Source organism: Brevundimonas sp. AVps5 (genome assembly GCF_058681515.1).
The window spans coordinates 167,249-184,906 of record NZ_CM178740.1 but is presented as its reverse complement, the minus strand read 5'-3'; the positions used below and the strand labels follow the sequence as shown (position 1 = coordinate 184,906).

General features: G+C 66.8%; 18 protein-coding genes. 11 read left to right on the top strand and 7 right to left on the bottom strand.

The annotated features are described in order from the left end of the window. Positions 1 to 27 precede the first annotated feature (27 nt). Positions 28 to 432, top strand: coding sequence for a TM2 domain-containing protein (locus tag ACW18A_RS00935; RefSeq protein WP_492022951.1), 405 nt, complete (start codon positions 28 to 30; stop codon positions 430 to 432). Positions 433 to 537: 105 nt separating this feature from the next. Further along, positions 538 to 1,590, top strand: a complete 1,053-nt coding sequence (locus ACW18A_RS00930; RefSeq protein WP_492022950.1) for a 1,9-bis(guanidino)-5-aza-nonane synthase — start codon at positions 538 to 540, stop codon at positions 1,588 to 1,590. 142 nt (positions 1,591 to 1,732) lie between these two features. On the opposite strand, the gene ACW18A_RS00925 is transcribed toward ACW18A_RS00930, so the two are convergent. Beyond that, positions 1,733 to 2,332 (bottom strand): PadR family transcriptional regulator, encoded by a 600-nt coding sequence (locus ACW18A_RS00925; RefSeq protein ID WP_492022949.1) that lies wholly within the window; start codon positions 2,330 to 2,332, stop codon positions 1,733 to 1,735. A 141-nt stretch (positions 2,333 to 2,473) separates the two neighbouring features. Between ACW18A_RS00925 and ACW18A_RS00920 the strand changes: the two genes are divergently transcribed. From ACW18A_RS00920 to ACW18A_RS00905, 4 genes are all read left to right on the top strand, one after another. Then, on the top strand, positions 2,474 to 2,830 hold the full coding sequence (locus ACW18A_RS00920; protein ID WP_492022948.1) for a ribonuclease: 357 nt from the start codon (positions 2,474 to 2,476) through the stop codon (positions 2,828 to 2,830). A gap of 66 nt (positions 2,831 to 2,896) precedes the next feature. Beyond that, positions 2,897 to 3,403, top strand: a complete 507-nt coding sequence (locus ACW18A_RS00915; protein ID WP_492022947.1) for a hypothetical protein — start codon at positions 2,897 to 2,899, stop codon at positions 3,401 to 3,403. A gap of 14 nt (positions 3,404 to 3,417) precedes the next feature. Next, the gene (locus ACW18A_RS00910; protein ID WP_492022946.1) at positions 3,418 to 4,182 is read left to right on the top strand and encodes a phosphatase PAP2 family protein; all 765 of its coding nucleotides are present in this window, start codon (positions 3,418 to 3,420) and stop codon (positions 4,180 to 4,182) included. An 8-nt stretch (positions 4,183 to 4,190) separates the two neighbouring features. Then, complete coding sequence (locus tag ACW18A_RS00905; RefSeq protein ID WP_492022945.1) at positions 4,191 to 5,204, top strand: right-handed parallel beta-helix repeat-containing protein; 1,014 nt, start codon at positions 4,191 to 4,193, stop codon at positions 5,202 to 5,204. On the opposite strand, the gene aguB is transcribed toward ACW18A_RS00905, so the two are convergent. The 6 genes from aguB to ACW18A_RS00875 all read right to left on the bottom strand — a co-directional run bounded on the left by aguB (position 5,171) and on the right by ACW18A_RS00875 (position 13,854). Further along, positions 5,171 to 6,040, bottom strand: coding sequence for an N-carbamoylputrescine amidase (gene aguB, locus ACW18A_RS00900; protein WP_492022944.1), 870 nt, complete (start codon positions 6,038 to 6,040; stop codon positions 5,171 to 5,173). The two genes, ACW18A_RS00905 and aguB, sit on opposite strands and share 34 nt — an antisense overlap. After that, entirely contained in the window at positions 6,040 to 7,026 is a 987-nt protein-coding gene (locus ACW18A_RS00895) for an agmatine deiminase family protein (RefSeq protein WP_492022943.1), read from the bottom strand. The genes aguB and ACW18A_RS00895 overlap by 1 nt, the downstream gene beginning before the upstream one ends. Before the next feature lie 170 nt (positions 7,027 to 7,196). Next, positions 7,197 to 9,794 carry a TonB-dependent receptor gene (locus tag ACW18A_RS00890; RefSeq protein WP_492022942.1) on the bottom strand — a complete coding sequence of 866 codons (2,598 nt, stop codon included), beginning with the start codon at positions 9,792 to 9,794 and terminating at the stop codon, positions 7,197 to 7,199. A gap of 184 nt (positions 9,795 to 9,978) precedes the next feature. Next, on the bottom strand, positions 9,979 to 10,605 hold the full coding sequence (gene msrA, locus ACW18A_RS00885; RefSeq protein WP_492022941.1) for a peptide-methionine (S)-S-oxide reductase MsrA: 627 nt from the start codon (positions 10,603 to 10,605) through the stop codon (positions 9,979 to 9,981). A 180-nt stretch (positions 10,606 to 10,785) separates the two neighbouring features. Further along, positions 10,786 to 12,165 (bottom strand): capsular polysaccharide export protein, LipB/KpsS family, encoded by a 1,380-nt coding sequence (locus ACW18A_RS00880; RefSeq protein ID WP_492022940.1) that lies wholly within the window; start codon positions 12,163 to 12,165, stop codon positions 10,786 to 10,788. A 522-nt stretch (positions 12,166 to 12,687) separates the two neighbouring features. Further along, positions 12,688 to 13,854, bottom strand: coding sequence for an outer membrane beta-barrel protein (locus ACW18A_RS00875; RefSeq protein WP_492022939.1), 1,167 nt, complete (start codon positions 13,852 to 13,854; stop codon positions 12,688 to 12,690). Positions 13,855 to 14,050: 196 nt separating this feature from the next. On the opposite strand from ACW18A_RS00875, the gene ACW18A_RS00870 reads away from it, so the two are divergent. The 5 genes from ACW18A_RS00870 (at position 14,051) to ACW18A_RS00850 (ending at position 17,645) form a co-directional block, all read left to right on the top strand. Continuing rightward, on the top strand, positions 14,051 to 14,956 hold the full coding sequence (locus ACW18A_RS00870; protein WP_492022938.1) for an SDR family NAD(P)-dependent oxidoreductase: 906 nt from the start codon (positions 14,051 to 14,053) through the stop codon (positions 14,954 to 14,956). Positions 14,957 to 15,074: 118 nt separating this feature from the next. Beyond that, positions 15,075 to 16,277: an acetyl-CoA C-acyltransferase gene (locus ACW18A_RS00865; RefSeq protein ID WP_492022937.1), complete on the top strand. Its 1,203-nt coding sequence runs from the start codon at positions 15,075 to 15,077 to the stop codon at positions 16,275 to 16,277. 110 nt (positions 16,278 to 16,387) lie between these two features. Then, entirely contained in the window at positions 16,388 to 16,708 is a 321-nt protein-coding gene (locus ACW18A_RS00860; protein WP_492022936.1) for a PadR family transcriptional regulator, read from the top strand. Further along, positions 16,705 to 17,301 carry a hypothetical protein gene (locus tag ACW18A_RS00855; protein ID WP_492022935.1) on the top strand — a complete coding sequence of 199 codons (597 nt, stop codon included), beginning with the start codon at positions 16,705 to 16,707 and terminating at the stop codon, positions 17,299 to 17,301. Before ACW18A_RS00860 ends, ACW18A_RS00855 begins: the two co-directional genes overlap by 4 nt. After that, a complete protein-coding gene (locus ACW18A_RS00850; RefSeq protein WP_492022934.1) occupies positions 17,301 to 17,645 on the top strand; it encodes a hypothetical protein in 345 nt (114 codons plus the stop codon). The genes ACW18A_RS00855 and ACW18A_RS00850 overlap by 1 nt, the downstream gene beginning before the upstream one ends. Positions 17,646 to 17,658 lie beyond the last annotated feature (13 nt).

Genomic DNA, 17,658 nt, shown 5'->3' with positions numbered 1-17,658 from the left:
CGAAAGCTGAAGCTTGGGAAGCATGTGATGTCCGACTCGTCCGGTCCGTCCGATCCGGGCCCCAATGTCGACTACGGCGCGGCGGGGCCCAGCCATCAGCAGATGATGCATGACATGGCTCATGCTGAGTTCATGGCTTCGGATCCCTCGGTCAAGCCGTGGGACGGACGCCGTACGGTCCTGATCGGCTATGTCCTGTGGCTGTTCCTGGGCTGGATCGGCGGCCACCGCTTCTACGTCGGCCGCTGGAAATCGGCGCTCGGCATGGCGGCGGCGGGGTTTGTGACCTGGATCATGACCGGGATGCTCGGTCCTTACCTGGGGATCCCCATGACGATCTGGTGGATCGTCGACGCCGTCCTGATTCCTGGCTGGATCCGGCAAGCGAACGAGGCCAATGCGATGAAAACGCCGACCTTCGAAACCGTCTGACCTTCGTCACGTTTTCTGACTAGACGACACACAACAGCCCGTCGCTCCGTCCGGGCCGCTGTTGATTTTGACGACGGGCGCTCAAACCAAAGGGAAACCCTTGCAATGAACGCTCCCGTTCAGAAAAACACCAAGGCCGAGCTGCTCCAGAACGTCGTCGAACACATCGACATCACCTCCTTCGACGCCCGTCCGATCGTCGATGCCATGCGCAAGATGAGCTTCTCGTCGCGCGACACCGCCCGCGCCGCCGACATCTTCTCGATGGCCATCGAGGACAAGGACTGCTCGCCGTGGCTGATCCTGGCCGGGTCGACCTCCGCCGGCGGCTGCATGCATGTGTACCGCGACATGGTGAAGTTCGGCATGATCGACGCGATCGTCGCCACCGGTGCCTCGATCGTCGACATGGATTTCTTCGAGGCCCTGGGCTTCAAACACTACCAGGCCGCCGGCGAGGTGGACGACAACGTCCTGCGCGACAACTACATCGACCGGATCTACGACACCTACATCGACGAGGAAGAGCTCCAGAACTGCGATCACACCATCCTGGAGATCTGCAACGCGCTGGAGCCGCGCGCCTATTCCAGCCGCGAGTTCATCTGGGAAATGGGCAAATGGCTGTCGGAAGGCAATGCGAAGAAGCCCGGCAGCCTGATCCAGACCGCCTATGAAGAAGGTGTGCCGATCTTCTGCCCGGCCTTCGTCGACTCCTCGGCCGGCTTCGGTCTGGTCAAGCACCAGAAGGAGCGGATCGCAGAGGGCAAACCCTATCTGATGATCGATGCGGTCGCCGACTTCCGTGAACTGACCGACATCAAGATCGCGGCGGGCGTCACCGGCCTGTTCATGGTCGGCGGCGGCGTGCCCAAGAACTTCGCCCAGGATACGGTCGTCTGTGCCGAAATCCTCGGCATCGAGGCCGAGATGCACCGCTATGCGGTCCAGATCACCGTCGCCGACGTTCGCGACGGCGCCTGCTCGTCCTCGACGCTCAAGGAGGCCGCTTCCTGGGGCAAGGTCCAGACGACCCACGAACAGATGGTCTTCGCCGAGGCCACCACAGTCGTGCCGCTGATCGCCTCCGACGCCTGGCACCGCGGAGCCTGGAAGAACCGCGACAAGCGCCGCTGGGCCAAGCTTTTCGGCAAGTAGGGCCGCGCTCAATCCTCCCCCGTTGGGGGAGGGGGACCACGAAGTGGTGGAGGGGGCCAGCCGCACATGTCGCCGCCTGCGTTGAGCCCCCTCCGTCACGCCGCGAAGGCGCGGTCCGCCACCTCCCCCAATGGGGGAGGATTCACTGCCCGCTGATCTCGCGTACCGCCTTCATCAGCGCCTCGACGACCTTCGTTGTCTCTGGATCCGACCAGTCGCCCGGCTTCATGATCACGGCCTGACGCAGCGTGTGCAGCGCCTCCTTGACCACGTCCGGCGTCTGTTCGCCCGAGATCAGCCGCGCCGCCAGGGCCATGCGCTGCATGACGCCGTCGACGGCCGGGCGGTTCTCGTCGAGCCAGGCCTGTCCGGCCTCCGTCAGGGTGAAGATGCGCTTGCCGGCGGCGTCCTCGACCCCCGCGATCAGGCCTTCGTCGGCCAGCATCGACAGGGTTGGATAGACCACGCCCGGCGACGGCGAATAGGCGCCGCCGAACATGGCCTCGATCGCCTTGATCAGGTCGTAACCGTGGCGCGGCTCCTTCTCGATCAGGGCCAGGGCCACGATCCTCAGATCGCCCGGGCCGAACATGCGCCGGCCGGGGCCGCCGCGTCCGCCAAACAGGCCGGGTCCGCCGAAGCGACCCCGTCCATGCCCCCGGCCTTCGCGGCCGCGACCTGTGCCTTCTGGCCCGCAACGGTGGTCGCGCCAGCCGTGCTTCATTCCGTGATGTCCGAACATATGTGTTCCCTTGTCATTCGTCATGTCGCAAAGATATATCTTAATTACGATTTGGCAAGTGGACGATATATCTTTTGGTGCAGTCTCAGGAACCGCGGGAGCCGCGGGGCCTTCATCCGTGATCGAACGAAGGAGTCCTCAATGACCGACCCCAAGCCCGAGTCTCCCGAAGCCGTCGAAGCCGAGGACATGGGCGAACGCCCCGATCTCGGTCGTACGCCTGACGCCCTGGGCGAGGCCCTGACCGGCTCAGGCGTGGGATCAGACACCCGTGCGGGTTCGCTTCAGGGCGGTGCCGCCACGGGCTCCGACGACGATCCCGATCAGGCCGCCGTGGACCGGATCATGGCCGATCAGGGCCGTGCAAGCGCCGATCCCTCCTCCCCCTCCGACGTCGACCCGCGCGGCGTCGCCAAGACCGGACCCGCGCCGGGCGAGGCGGACGACGATCCTGGCGAGGGCAGGCCCCCGACGGATGCAGACGCCGCGACCGGCTGACTGCCTTGCTGCCGCCCCAACGATAGGCCACGGTAGGGAAAGAACAGGTCTCAGGGACGACACGGAATGAAGCGTTTTCTGGCGGTTATCGCGCTCTCGTGCGCAGCCGCGCTTCCTGCGGCCTGCAGCCCGAAGGCCGAGAGCCCCGCCTCCGCCGAGGTCCCCGAACCGGCTGTACCGGTGGAAGCGGCCCCGCCGGTCGCCGCCGGTCCGACCACGACCGTCGCGCCGCCAGCTCCGGCCGGGGGCTCTGCTGCGGCACCCGGCGCGCCTGCCTTCACCGTCCTGTATCCCGGCGGCGTCCTCGATGCCCCCGCTGTCACGGCCTCCGGACCCGCCGGTCCGGGCGGGGTCGCCACCTACACGACCGACGCGGACCCTGACGCCGTCATCGCCTTCCACCGCGCCAACGCGGAAGCCGCCGGGCTCACCACCGCCATGGCCATGAACCAGGGCGAGGCCAGAGCCTACGGCGCCGCCAGAACCGACACCGAAGCCAGCTTCCAGGTCGTCGCCTCGGCCACCGAAGAAGGCCCGACCTCGGTCCAGCTCACCTGGAGCGCCGGACAATGAGACACGGCGCGCTGATGCTCGCAGCTGTCTGCGCCATCGCGGCCCCTGCTTCCGCTCGACAGGCGACGCCGTCGGCGAGCTATCTGGATCATTCGGCGCTCCAGGCCCTCGCGGACGCTGTGCCGCCGGCACCCGTCGCAGGTTCCCCACAGGATCTGACCGACATCGCCGCCTCGGACCGCCTGCGCGCGCTGGAGAACACCGACCGCTGGATGCTGGCGACCCGCCACGCTGAGCTGCGCCCCGCCCTGGCCCTCGCCCATTTCGACTGCGCCCTGGGCTTTCGTCTGACCGCAGAGGATTCGCCCCGGCTGGCGTCGATCCTCGAACGCATCCTGCATGACGCCAACGAGGCTGCGGAATTGGCCAAGGCCCGCGCCTTCCGCCCCCGCCCTGTCGGCGCCGATCTGGAGCGCGCAGCCTGCACGGTCGTCTCGCCCGCCGGACGCGCCAGCCCCTCCTATCCGTCCGGAAGCGCCACCGTCGGCTCGGCCTATGGCGAAGCCATCGCCGCCCTCGATCCCGCTCGCGCCGCCGAGGCGACCCGCATCGGCCATGAGATCGGCATCAGCCGCATGGTCTGCGCCATGCATTATCCTTCGGATGTCGCCCAGGGCGAGACACTGGGCGAGGCCACGTTCCAGCGGATCGCCGCCACGCCGGCCTATCAGGCCGATGCCGTCGTCGCCCGCGAGGAGATCGCCCGCGCCCGGGCCGCCGGCCTGACCAGCCCCGCCTGCGCCGCCGAGCGCGCCGCCCTCGCGACGCCCCTGCCCTAGGGCGATCGATGTCGGCCCTGGTCCTGCTCGCCCTTTTGGCGCCTGGCCCGGCCGTCGCCCGTCCCTGCTCGCCAGCCGAGATCGGGGCTCTCACAGCACCGGATCACGCCGATACGTCCGCAATTCGCCTGACCTGTTTCGCCACCCTGCCGCCGGGTGCCTCCATCCGGCGACACGTCGTGTTCGAAGGTGCCGAGGCCTCGGGCGCGGGTCTCGACTGCAACGGCGGCTCTGTAGGCTTGGCAGGCCGGGCCAGCACCACCCGCGACCCGACCGTCGCCGTCTGGTCCCGACGCGATGGCCGCGACTGGAGCGTCCCGCGAGACGTCCGCATCACCCGTTGCACGATCCACGGCAACCTGCGCGTCTGGGGCCTCGGCCGCGACGACATCGAAGCCTTACGCACCTCGTCCCGCACGCCAGGCCACACAGCGGCGGTTCAGGCTGCAGCTCCGACAGGCCTGTCGCTGGAGGCCGTATCCTTCGTCGCCACAGGATCGATCCCCCTCTACATCGGCCCCGGCGTCACCGGCGTCCGCATGACCGGCGGCGGTTTTCGCGGCCGGTCAGTTTCCACAGCCGTCTATCTGGATGCCGAAAGCGCCGGTGCCGTGATCCGGAACGTCGCCTTCGACATCCGCACCGGGCGCGAACAGATCGCCGTCGACGGCTCGGCCCGCAATCGTATCGAGGGCAATCGCTTCCAGCTCGACGGGCGCGGCGGCGTCTTCCTGTACCGGAACTGCGGAGAGGACGGCGTGGTCCGTCACCAGACGCCGTCGGACAATGTCATCACCGGCAACCGCTTCGAGGGCGCGGCCTGGCTGGCCCCCCGACCCGTCGTCGTCGGCTCACGGGAGGGCCGCCGGCGCTACTGCGGCGATGACGCCGGCTATCCGTTCGGCTCGAGCACCGATGACCGCGACCGGGCGACCGGCAATGTCGTCAGCGGCAACAGCACGGGCTTCCTCTGGCTGCCGTCCCCGGGTCAGGCCGGACGCGGCGTTGTCAGGGTGCCGTAGAGGTCCGTCCGCCGGTCGCGGAAGAAGCCCCAGGCCGCCCGGTGCCGGTCGAGGTAGTCGAGGTCGAAGCTGTGAACCAGCACGCCCTCCTCGTCAGCCCCGAAGCTCTCGACGAGGTCGCCCCGGTGATCGGCAATGAAGGAGTGGCCGTAGAAGCTCTGGCCGGTTTCGGTCACCTGCTCGTGGCCGATCCGGTTCGCGCCGACGACCGGCACGACATTGGACACCGCATGGCCCTGCATGGCCCGGCGCCAAGGCTCGGCGGTGTGGAGCTCGGCGTCATGCGGCTCCGACCCGATCGCGGTCGGATAGAACAGCACCTCGGCCCCCTGCAACATCATCGCCCGCGCCGCTTCCGGGTACCACTGGTCCCAGCAGATGCCGACCCCGACCCGGCCGAAGCGGGTGTCCCAGACCTTGAAGCCCGTATCCCCCGGGCGGAAATAGTATTTCTCCTGATAGCCGGGACCGTCGGGAATGTGGCTCTTGCGATAGACGCCCAGCGGCGAGCCGTCGGCGTCCAGCATGACCATCGAGTTGAAATAGTGCGGCCCCTCGCGCTCGAAGATCGAGACCGGGATGGCGACGCCCAGATCCTTGGCCACATCGGCCATGGCGATCACCGCTGGATGCTCGCGCCACGGATATGCCGTGCCGAACCATTTCTCTTCCTGCGAGACGCAGAAATACGGGCCCTGAAACAGCTCCGACGGCAGGATCACCTGCGCCCCCTTCGACGCCGCCTCGCGCACGAGATCGGCGGTCTTCGCAATGTTCGTCTCCATATCCTCGCCGTAGGAGGTCTGGAGGGCGGCTACGGAAATCGTGCGGGCCATCAGGCGGGCTCCTGCTGGGAGATACAGTGGAAGGATCCGCCACCGGTCAGGACGTTGATTGACGGCGACAGGATGATCTCGCGATCGGGGAAGACCGGGGCGAGGGCCTCTCCAGCGAGCCGGGCAGCGGTCTCATCGCCATAGGTCGGTATGACGACCGCGCCGTTGGCGATCAGGAAATTCATATGGCTGGCCGGGATCGGCTCGCCGTCCTCGTTTTCCAGCCGACCCGGCGACGGGATGCGGACGACCCTGAAGCCGGCGTCTGACAGGTCACGGGCGCAGGCGTCGTAAACGTCCGCATTCGGATCATCAGTTCCGAATGCGATCGGACAGGCCACGACCCCCGGCGCGACGAAGCGGGCCAGGTTGTCGACATGGCCGTCGGTGTGGTCGTTCATCAGGCCGTCGCCCAGCCAGATGACACGGGTGGCACCCAGGGCCTCGCCCAGAAGGGCCTCGGCCCTGGCCTCGGTCCAGCCGGTGTTGCGGTTCGGGTTCAACAGGCACTGGCGCGTGGTCAGGATCGTCCCCTGTCCATCATGATCCAGGGCACCGCCCTCCAGAATAAAATCGTTCCGCCTCAGCGGCGTGCCCGACTGTTCGCCGATCTGGTCCGCGACCGTGTCGTCGAACTCCATCTCGAACTGGCCGCCCCAGCCGTTGAAGCGGAATGCCGCGGCCGTCTTGGAGCCCGCACCGAAGATCGGGCCCGTGTCTCTCAGCCAGATGTCGCCGAACCGGCCCGGCACGACGGTGACGCCCGCCACGCCGTCGAACCGCGCCCGGGCGTCCGCCAGCGCCTCATCGCTGCCGATCATCAGCTTGACCTGCTCGCGCCCCGGACCCGCCAGGGCGAGGACCAGGGCCTCCACCTCGGCCCGGGCCTGATCGAGATTGTCGACCCACAGCGCTTCATGGCTGGGCCAGCCGACCCACAGGGCCCGGTGCGGCGACCATTCGGCGGGGATCGGCGAGACGGCCATGGGCGGAAGACTTCCTTTGGAACAAGCGGACGGAACAGAAGCAGGACCGCGCCAGATAGCGACCCCCTCCCCCCACTTCAATGCCGGGGCCTGAAAGCCGGTTCAGGACAAAGAAAAAGGGCGGCCCCGCGAAGGGCCGCCCTGATCTGTCGGTTGGTGTCCGGCGTGGCCTAGAAGGTCGTGCCGAGCGTCAGCACCATGGCGCGCGGCGAGCCGAGCGAGAAGGTGCGCAGCTGGCCGGTGCGGAGCACAACCGCGGCGGTCGGATCCACGTCGATGGTGGTGGCGTTGTTACCCGAGGAGATCGAGGCCGGATATTCCTCGTCGAACAGGTTGGTCACGTTGAACTGCACGAAGGCGTTGCGAATGCCGAAGGTGTCGGTCAGGTCGTAGCGGCTGTCGAAATCGACGACCGTGTAGGACGGAACCACTTCGTCATTGACGTCGGTGGTGAAGCGCTCGTCGACATATTTGCCCTGCAGGCCGACAGACCAGTTGGGCGTGATGTCCCAGGCGGCGCGCAGGCTGTAGGTCCATTCCGGGGTCTCAACCAGTTTCTTGCCGGCGGTCGGCAGGAAGGTGGTGGTCGAGAGCGGCACGTTGGTCTGAACTTCGCTGTCGTTGTACGAGGCCGAACCCGAGATCGAGAGGGTGTCCATCACCAGCCATTCGGCCGAGGCGTCGAAGCCCTGCTGCTTCACTTCGCCCAGGTTCCGGTCGACCGACAGGTTGAAGGTCGGCGAGGCCGGATCGTTGTCGAACGAGGAGACGATCCGGTTGTCGTAGGTGGTGTACCAGGCCGCCGCCGTCGCGATCAGGCGCGAGGAGGTGTAGCGATAGCCCAGGTCGTAGGACTTGGTGGTTTCCGGCTCGACAGTGTTGAAGTCCAGGCCACCGGCCAGGTTCCGGACCGGCTGGTACAGGTTGTCCGTCCGCGGTGCCGAGAAGCCCTCGGCATAGCTGCCGTAGATCTTGTGGTTGTCAAGGAAGCCGTAGCTGAGGCTGAGGTTCGGCAGGACGGCGTCGTATTTGATCTCGGTGCTGTAGGGCCGGATGAACTGGGTCGTGCCGGTCGAGGCGAAGGTCACATTGCCGTTGGCCAGGGTCGAGGCCACGGCTTCGGTGGTGCAGCGAACGTTCGTGGAGCCGTTCTGCGAGAAGCAGAACTGGTTCAGGTCGCGGGTGAAGAAGGGAGCGCGGACGCCGAGGGTCAGGGTCAGGGCGTCGTCGAAGAACTGGCCACGGTATTCGGCCGAGACCTGGTTCAACAGGGCGACCGAGTAGCGGTCGCGGCTGCGCAGGTGGGATCCGTCGCGACCAAGGACGCGCAGGTTTTCGTCGCCCCAGGTGTTTTCGCCGCCGAACACTTCCGGCACCGAGCCGTCTGCATTGTAGCGGGTCGCCTCGCCGGTCTGGCGGTGACGGCCGTAATCATTGGTGTAGGTGACCCGGACGCGGTGATCGTCGTTGGCGTCCCAGATCAGCGAGCTGAGCACGCCGTAACGGCGGGTGTTGGTGTTCGACGGCGTGTAGAGGCCCACGTTGTCGCAGCTGTCGCCGTCGCGGTTCAGGTCCACGCCGGTGTTGAGGATGGTGGCGACCGTGCACTGGGCTGCCGTAGTGACGGCGGCGTTGTTCAGGCCATTCTGGTCGAGGCGGTCGTCGCGCTCGCTGGTCAGGGTGTATCCGCCGCCGTTGGCGATGACGTACTGGAACGAGGGGTCGACGGTCAGGCGCAGGTTGTCGGTCAGGCCGTAGCTGAACTGGCCGCGGATGTTGCCCGTGTTGGAAGGGTTGATCCGGGTACGGTGATCATTTGTGCAGCTGCCCGAGGCGATGCCGCCGAAATAGTTGATGATGCTGGAGCCGGTCGCTTCGTTCTGCACCGTGCCGCTGACGCCCGCAGGACGGAAGCAGGCGATGTCGTTCTCGGGCGACAGGCCGGCGTTGAACGTCGGCAGGGTGTTGAAGTTGTTGTAGAAGTTATTGCGGTTGACGTTCCAGTTGAACGACAGGCTGGCGAAGTCGCCGTCGCCGAGGTCCTGGAAGACGCGGCCGTTATATTGCTGCTTCTCGAGCGAGCCAGGTCCCTTGAACTTGTCATAGTCGGTGTAGGAGCCGGCCAGATAGGCCGTCGTGCCCCAGGGGCCGAACGCGCCGGTGTCGATGCGGCCGAACACCCGGCCATAGTTGAAGCTGCCGATCGAGGAGACGATCTGGGCGCCGCGCTCTTCAAGCGGGCGGGCCGTGGTGTAGGAGATGGTGCCGCCGGTGGCCGAGGCGGTCGGGCTGTCGACGTCGGTCGTGCCCTGGTTGACCGAGGCGCGCTCGATCAGCTCGGAGTCCAGCTGCTGGTTGGTGAACACCGCATAGTTGCCGGTGTCGTTCAGCGGGATACCGTCAAAGGTCAGGGAGACGCGGTTACCGTCGAAGCCGCGCAGGCGGATGTTGCCGCCCGAGTTGCCGTAGGGGTCGCTGTTGGTGAAGTTCAGGCCCGGGACATTGTTCAGCGTTTGGACAATCGACTGACCCGGCTGCTGGCGGGAGATATACTCCTGCGTGATCGTCGACCGGGTCTTGTCGACCGTCTGGGCAACGACGGCGCCCGAGATCGAGCGCGGACCGCGCTGGCCGGTCACGACGACCTCGTCGACAGTGGTGGCCTCGGCGGCGTCAGTGCCGGTGGATTGGGCCGAGGCGGTGCCGGCGAGCAGCATGCCGCTGACGAGGGCGGTGGTCGCCCAGAGCACGCGAGTGCGAGAGTTCATTTTGTATTCCCAGATGGTGCGGGTCAGCGCCCGGCGCGCGTCAGAAGGCGGCCGGAGAGAGCCGCAAATATCGAAATCCTGACCCCTCTACGGTGGGTCTCGGAACCATCGACGACATTTGTGTGACGTTGGTATGACACCGTCCGGGGGTGACTGCGGCGCCACACCCCGACTCACGGAAGGCTCAACGGCCCCAGACGGCCCGCAGCCGCGCTTCACGGCCGCAGAAGCGGCTGTAACCTCCATACCGCACGGGATTCAGGCGGGCAAAGTCCTGATGATAGCTTTCCGCCGGCCAGAAACGGGCTGCAGTTCGGACCGGCGTCACGAATCGGCGTTCGCCGATGACCGCCACGGCCGCCGCCCGCGAGGCCTCGGCGACGGGCCGCTGCGCCACTGTCGCGAACACGGCGGTGGCGTAGGGAGCCCCCTGGTCGCAGAACTGGCCGTCGGGATCTGTTGGGTCGATGGTGCGCCAGAATCGATCGACCAGCTGGCGATAGCTGATCCGCGCCGGGTCATAGGTGACCTGGACAGCCTCCAGATGCCCGGTCCCGCCGCGCACGACCTGATCATAGGATGGACTGGCTACCGTCCCGCCGGCGAACCCCGAGACCGCCGAGACCACGCCGGGCATGGCCTCGAAATTGGCCTCCACCGACCAGAAACAGCCCCCGGCGAAAAGCGCGACCTCGCGCCGGCCGCTGTCGGGACCGCTCTGCACAGTCGGGGCGCTCACGGCGGGCTGCCCCGGGGAACAGGCGGCGATGCTGAGCGCGGCGATGACGGCCAACCGGGACAGAAGGGACATGGAAACCTCCGGACATCGCCTACCGATCAGGCGACCACCCCCAGCTACGTTGGAAAAGCGGATCCGGATACAAGGCGCCCGTCGATCACCCCGCGATTGCAGGGTCTGAGGCTTTGACTGCGAGGTCTGCGGTGCCGGCGGTTCGGGACTGCAGGATTTTTGCAGCTCCGAACTGCCGGATCAGCGCGCCGCCGCGAACCGGCGTGCGAGGGCCTTGGCCGTGGGCTTCAGCGCCTTGGGCTCGTGATAGTTGCCGTTGACCTGGGTCCGGTTGATCACGTGGGCCTTGAACCGCTTGTACAGATCGTCCTCGGGAGGCAAGGGGTTGGTCCAGAAGCCGTCAATGGGCTGCTGGTCAGTCAGACCCCCGATGTCGAAGAAGGCCTCGCCCAGCACCTTGACCGGGGTGGAGAAGCCCAGGGCCGACAGGGCCGCCGAGGAATTGTTGACCACCATCCCCGACGAGGCCCGGCACAGGGCCGCCAGGTTGCCGCCGTCGATGAAATCGACCCGGTCGGCGATACCGCGCTCGACCGCAAGCACGTGGGTCATGCGCGCCAGGTCCACGAGGCCGGGATCCAGCGGGTGGTTCTTGATCACCAGCCGCGTCTCGGCGTCCGCGTGCCTGGCGAACGAAGACAGCACCTCCGCCAGGAAGGCCGTGTTGTCCGCGTAGTGGGAGTAGCGCAGCAACTGGGCGTCGCCCTCGCGCTGCAGGCAGGCCAGGAAGAAGGGGCCCCGCGCGTGGATCACCTTCGCGTCCGACTCGGCCTTGGAGCGGAAGGTCAGCGATAGATAGCGCCGCACATGGCCCACGAACTGCAGCCAGGGCGACTGGGTATAGGGATAGACGTAGCGACGGAACACAAGCCGGCCCAGCGGCTGGGCGGCGTGATACAGGCTGATGTTGATGACGTGGTGCGGCAGGATCTTGCCAACCGGGCGCGTCGGCAGCATCTCAGGGATCGGCGGGTCGTAGGCCTTGCGGTCCCGTGGCAGGCCCGACGAGGCGTTGACGCCATTCTCCTCGACCGTGATCCAGTCGGGGCGGAAATAGCCGTTCTCCAGCACCCAGACGCGCAGCGGATGGATCCGGTCCGGCTCCAGCGCGGTTGCGGCCTTGAGCTTCCTGGCCTGAGACAGCACACCCTGATTGTAGGGGCCACCCTCGCCGAACACGATCAGATCGGTCAGGCCCTGTTCCTGCACCAGCCTGGCCAGCCGGGCGGGCCAACGACGAGCGTCGCCGGTATAGGGCTGGGCCCCGGAACGCCGCCAGTAGGCCGCGTCCCCGGCGTTGAACAGCATCCGGGCCACCGAGGCACCCTCGGACGTCAACTGCTCGGCCAGGGCCCGGCCAAACGGGCCGAACGGCGCTGTGACGATGAGGAAGCGGCGTCCGGCAAGTGACTGGCCGGGGCGCTGGCGTGCACCGGGCACGGACGGCGTTTGCACGACGGCTGCGACGGCCGCGACAGGAGTGGCCGCGACGACCCGCTCCGGCGCGGCACGGCGGCTGTCGCCCGAGGCGTGTCTGGGAGTGATACGAACGTCCACCATGGTCAGGACCAGCTCACGCGAAGTCTTGGGGACGGCATGAAACGCGGGAAACTCTGCCAACCATCCGGCACCCCGAAAAAAACCCGCCGTGGCCCAAGGGCGGCGCGGCTCCGTCGAAGACCGGACGAGAGGGTCGGAACTCTGACATGGACACCTTTGTCGCTGGCCTCGTCACGCGGATCAACCGACTTGTCCAAAAAAGCGAGTGGTGTATTCGAAATTTCACGAAACCTTCCAGCGACATCGGACGAATTCCACGCATTCCGATCCCGACGAAGGGGCTCGAAAGGCCGTGGTGCGGGCCATAACGCTTGAAGCGAGACTTTCGAGCAACGCCGCCCGGAAACGCGAAACCGCCGGTCTCCTGAACGGGAGAACCGGCGGCCCATCATAGGATCATCAGCGAGGGAGGTCGTCTTCCGAAAGGTCGCCCTTTCCGTCGCACCGACGCCCCCCGGCGTCTTCCATGTCAGTCTGACGGGGTTCCGATCCCTTTCGGGACCGGAACCCTTGTCAGGCGTCCTAGAAGTTGATGCCGATGGTGGCGCGACGGTTCAGAGGCTCGCGAACGCCGTCGGCGGTCGGACGGGCCAGGCTGGTTTCACCCTTGCCGTCGAGAGCGATCACGCCGCCGGCGACGCCTTGGGCGACCAGGGCGTCAGCTACGGTGCGCGAGCGACGGTTCGACAGGCCCACGTTGTAGGCGGCCGAGCCGGAGGTGTCGGCGTAGCCGACGACCAGCACGCGCGTCGGACGACCCGACTTGGCGTAGTTGGCGGCCTGCGTCACCACCGAACGGGCTTCGGCCGTCAGGTCCGAGCGATCCCAGTCGAAGTAGACCACGAACTCACGCGCGACCGGAGCCGGCGGAGGCGGCGGCGGCGGAGGAGGCGGCGGGGGCGGGGGAGGCGGCGGGGGCGGAGGAGGCGGAGGAGGCGGCGGGGGCGGCGGGGCGTCAGCGGCGCCGAAGGCGTAACGCAGGCCCAGGGACACCGTGTGGCTCTCGTCGTAGTCGCCTTCGAACGTGCCGTAGTTGTTCACGGCCGCCGTGGAGTTCGTGAAGCTGCTGAACTCCATGTCGCCCGTCAGATAACGGTACGTCAGGTCGATGTTGGCGCGGTCGCCGACAGCGTAGCTCAGGCCAGCCAGGGCTTGAGCCGCGAACTTGGTCGAGCTGTCGTCAGCCGCGATCGAGACCGTGCGCTGGCCGCGGATGGTGCCCACGAACTCGGTGTTGACGCGGTTGAGGCCGATGCCCACGCCGACGAACGGACGAACGCCCCAATACTCGCCGCCGATGTCATAGATGACATTGGCCATGAGCGTGGTGGATTCGATGTCGCCTTCGGGCGAGAAGCAGGGGCCCGTGGCAGGGGTGAAGTTACACACGCCCGACGGAACCGAACCCGTCGAGTGGCGGATGCGGCCGATATCGCCCGAGCGGTAACCGCCTTCGAGCTCGACGCGCCAGTTCGGGTTGAACCGGTAGCCCAGACGAGCGAACGCGGCCCAGCCGTCGTTCACTTCGGCGTTCCAGTTCACGCCGTTGCCGGACGCCTGCACGTTGATGTCGTCGATCTTGTGGTAACCGGCGTCGATCGCGCCGTACCAGCCGTCCGGCTCAGCCGAAGCAGCACCAGCGGCGAAAAGCCCCGCGGCTGCGACGCTGGCGAGAAGTTTCAGCTTCATGTCAGTCCTCATATCGTTGAATGCCCGAAGGTCACGCTTACACGTGACGCTCACCGGGCCGAACGGCATAGTTGGCTCGAGGTTCCTTATTTCGGTTCGTAGCACGGCGACTGTGGCGCCGTTTCAACACATATCCCCCCCTTGGCGAGCAGTCCCGGCCTGTTATGGGGGTGATCAGAGATAAGGGAGGCCACAGATGGCAATGCGATTCGACGGCAAGGTGGCGATCGTGACCGGTGCGGGCGGGGGTCTTGGGCGCGAGCATGCCCTGGCTCTGGCGGCGCGGGGGGCGAAGGTCGTGGTCAACGACCTGGGCGTAGCGCGGGACGGCGCCGGATCCTCGACCAGCCCGGCCCAGGCCGTCGTCGCCGAGATCGAGGCGGCCGGGGGCGAGGCCATGGCCAACGGCGCGTCGGTGACCGACTATGAGGCCGTGAAGGCGATGGTGGCCGAGGCGACCGCGCGTTGGGGCTCGGTCGACATTCTTGTAAACAATGCGGGCGTGCTGCGGGACAGGTCGTTCGCCAAGATGGAGATCGAGGATTTTCGCTTCGTCGTCGATGTTCACCTGATGGGAGCCGTGAACTGCACGAAGGCGGTGTGGGACGGGATGCGCGAGCGGAACTATGGCCGCATCGTCATGACCACCTCGTCGTCGGGCCTGTACGGCAATTTCGGCCAGGCCAACTACGGTGCGGCCAAGATGGCGCTCGTCGGCTTCATGCAGACCCTGGCCATCGAGGGAGCCAAGAACGACATCCGGGTCAACTGTCTGGCCCCGACGGCCCATACGCGCATGACAGAGGATCTCGCCGGCCGCCTGCCGCTGGAGGCGCTGGGGCCGGAACTGGTGTCCCCGGGCCTGCTGTATCTGGTCAGCCAGGATGCACCGACGCGCTGCATCCTCGGTGCCGGCGCCGGCGGGTTCGAGCGCGCCTACGTCACCCTGACGCAAGGCGTCCGGATCGTCGGCGACGACGCCCCGGAACAGGTCGCGGCCCGGTTCGACGCCATTTCGGACCGCACCGGCGAGATCGTGCCGGAGATGGGTGCCGCCCAGGGCATGATCGAACTGTCCAAGGCCCAGAAGGCTCATTCCTGACACGCCAAACCGGTCAATAATCTGGTCAATAAACGGTCGGTCAAACTGACCAAGAATCTGGTCAATCCGACCAACAAAATCGTCAAGGTCGCCAAAGTCGACCGACAGGGAGAGAAGAATGCGTGAAGCGGTAATCGTGTCGACGGCACGGACCCCCATCGGACGCGCCTATCGGGGCGCCTTCAACGACACCCAGGCCCAGGCGCTCGGCGCTCACGCGGTCAGGCACGCCGTCGCCCGTGCCGGGATCGACCCGGCCGAGGTCGAGGACGTGGTCCTCGGCGCGGCCCTGCAACAGGGTTCGACCGGCACCAATGTCGCGCGCCAGATCGCGCTGGCCGCGGGCCTGCCCTCGACCGTCGCCGGAATGACCATCGACCGCCAGTGCGCCTCGGGCCTGATGGGGATCGCCACGGCCGCCAAACAGGTGGTGTTCGACCAGCAAAAGGTCGCCGTCGGCGGTGGTCTGGAATCCATTTCCCTGGTCCAGAACCAGCACATGAACCTCTATCGAATGAAGGACGAGGCGCTGCTGAAGCTGTCGCCCCATGTCTATATGTCGATGCTGGAGACGGCCGAGGTCGTTTCGCGCCGTTACGGCATCTCCCGTGATCGCCAGGATGAATACGCCCTGCAGTCACAGCAGCGCACGGCCGCCGCCCAGGAGGCCGGCCGCTTCGATGCAGAGATCGTGCCGATGACCACGACCATGCAGGTCGTCGACAAGGCGACCGGTCAGACCTCGGCCAGGGAAGTGACCCTGTCGAAGGACGAGGGGAACAGAGCCGACACGACACTGGAAGGCCTGAAGTCGCTCAAGCCGGTCTTCGGCGGCGGCGAGGAGATCCAGCAGGGCGAGTTCATCACCGCCGGCAATGCGTCCCAGCTGTCCGACGGCGCCTCGGCCTCCGTGATCATGGAAGCCGGTGAGGCCGTTCGTCATGGCCTCCAGCCGCTGGGCGCCTATCGCGGCATGGTCGTGGCCGGCTGCGAGCCGGACGAAATGGGCATCGGTCCGATCTACGCCGTGCCCAAGCTGCTGAAGCGGCACGGCCTGACAGTCGACGACATCGGCATCTGGGAGCTGAACGAGGCCTTCGCCGTGCAGGTTCTGTACTGCGCCGACACCCTGGGCATCCCGATGGATCGCCTCAACGTCTCGGGCGGTGCCATCTCGATCGGCCACCCCTACGGCATGTCGGGTGCCCGGATGACGGGTCACGTGCTGATCGAAGGCAAGCGTCGTGGCGCCAAATACGGCGTCGTGACCATGTGCATCGGCGGCGGCCAAGGGGCCGCGGGTCTGTTCGAAATCTACTGAGACCCGGCAGCGTCGACGATCAAGCCGCCGCCACGCAGGGACTCTGTGGGGCGGCGGTTCCGTCTCCGAGTCGGGCTTGCCAACAAACTCTATATATGTCGATATGTGCTATGGCTCGTCGATCGAACATCTCTCCGCAGACCCGAAGGGTCCTTGCTGCACTCGCGCAGCAGCCACAGGCGTGGCGGCACGGCTACGATCTGTCCCGGGAGACCGGCGTCAAGGCCGGCACCCTGTACCCGCTTCTGATGAGGCTGACCGATCAGGGACTGCTGGACTCGGAGTGGCGACAGCCGCTGGAACCCGGACGGCCGCCCCGCCACGCCTACCGTCTGACTGACAGCGGGGTGGCACTCGCCGCCGCACAGGCGACCGAGTTTCCCGCCGGGGCGGTCCCGGCCGTCGAGATCGCACCCGGAGCAGCCACATGACGCGGGACATCAGGGGCCAGATCGCCCTCGGCCTGGCCGACCATCTCGGCCGGATTCTTCCCCCGTCCCGATCCGAATGGGCCGCCGCAATGCAAGCGGAGATCGAGGCCATCGAGAATCCCGGCGCCGCGCTGGCATTCGCATGGGGCTGTCTGGGCGCTGCCTGTCTGCGCTGGCTGCGCACCCTCGAAGGCGCGTTGATCGCCGTCCGGATAGCCGCGGCGGCCACCATCCTGATGTTCGCGGTCCAGGTACTGGCGACAGCTCGTGCCTTCATGGGGCTGACAACCCCCGATATCCTGCCTCCGGTTGCGGCCGGGATCGGTCTGGCCTTCGCGGTCGCCGGGCTCGCGTTGCTCAGCCGGGGCCCCTTCGCCCTCGCCGCCGTCGCGGCGATCATGCTGGTCCTGAACACGATCGGCCTGGTGGCCAACGGCGTCTCGGCCACGGTTCATGCGGTCGTGCTTCGAGCCCTCGCTCTTGAGGGATATCTGCTCTGGTCGCTTCTGTTGCTGGCCGGCCTGATGCTTCACGGATGCGGCCGCTCCAGGCGGCTGGCCCGTTTTGCCCAACGCAACGGGTGGGCCGGCTGATGCGATACCTGCTTCCGATCCTGACAGGGCTCGCGATGGCGCTGGGCCTTGTCCATCTGGGATTGTCCGGCCTGATGAGCTGGCGGGCCTTCAGTCTGGATACACTCTGGTTTGCGGGGTCCGGGTTGGCCATCCTTGTCGCTGCCCTGATCAATGTCATCATGATCCGCGCAAGACAGATCGACCGCGTTCAGAGCGCCGTCTGGCTTGTCGCCAATCTCGTCCTGACAGGCTTCTTCGGACTCGCCTGGCTGGTCCTCAAGGAACCACAGGTGATCGTTGGAGGACTGGTGTTCGCCCTGCTGTCGGCAGGCGTTGCAGGGCGATCGATCCTCCGGGCCTGAGGTCAGGCTCCAG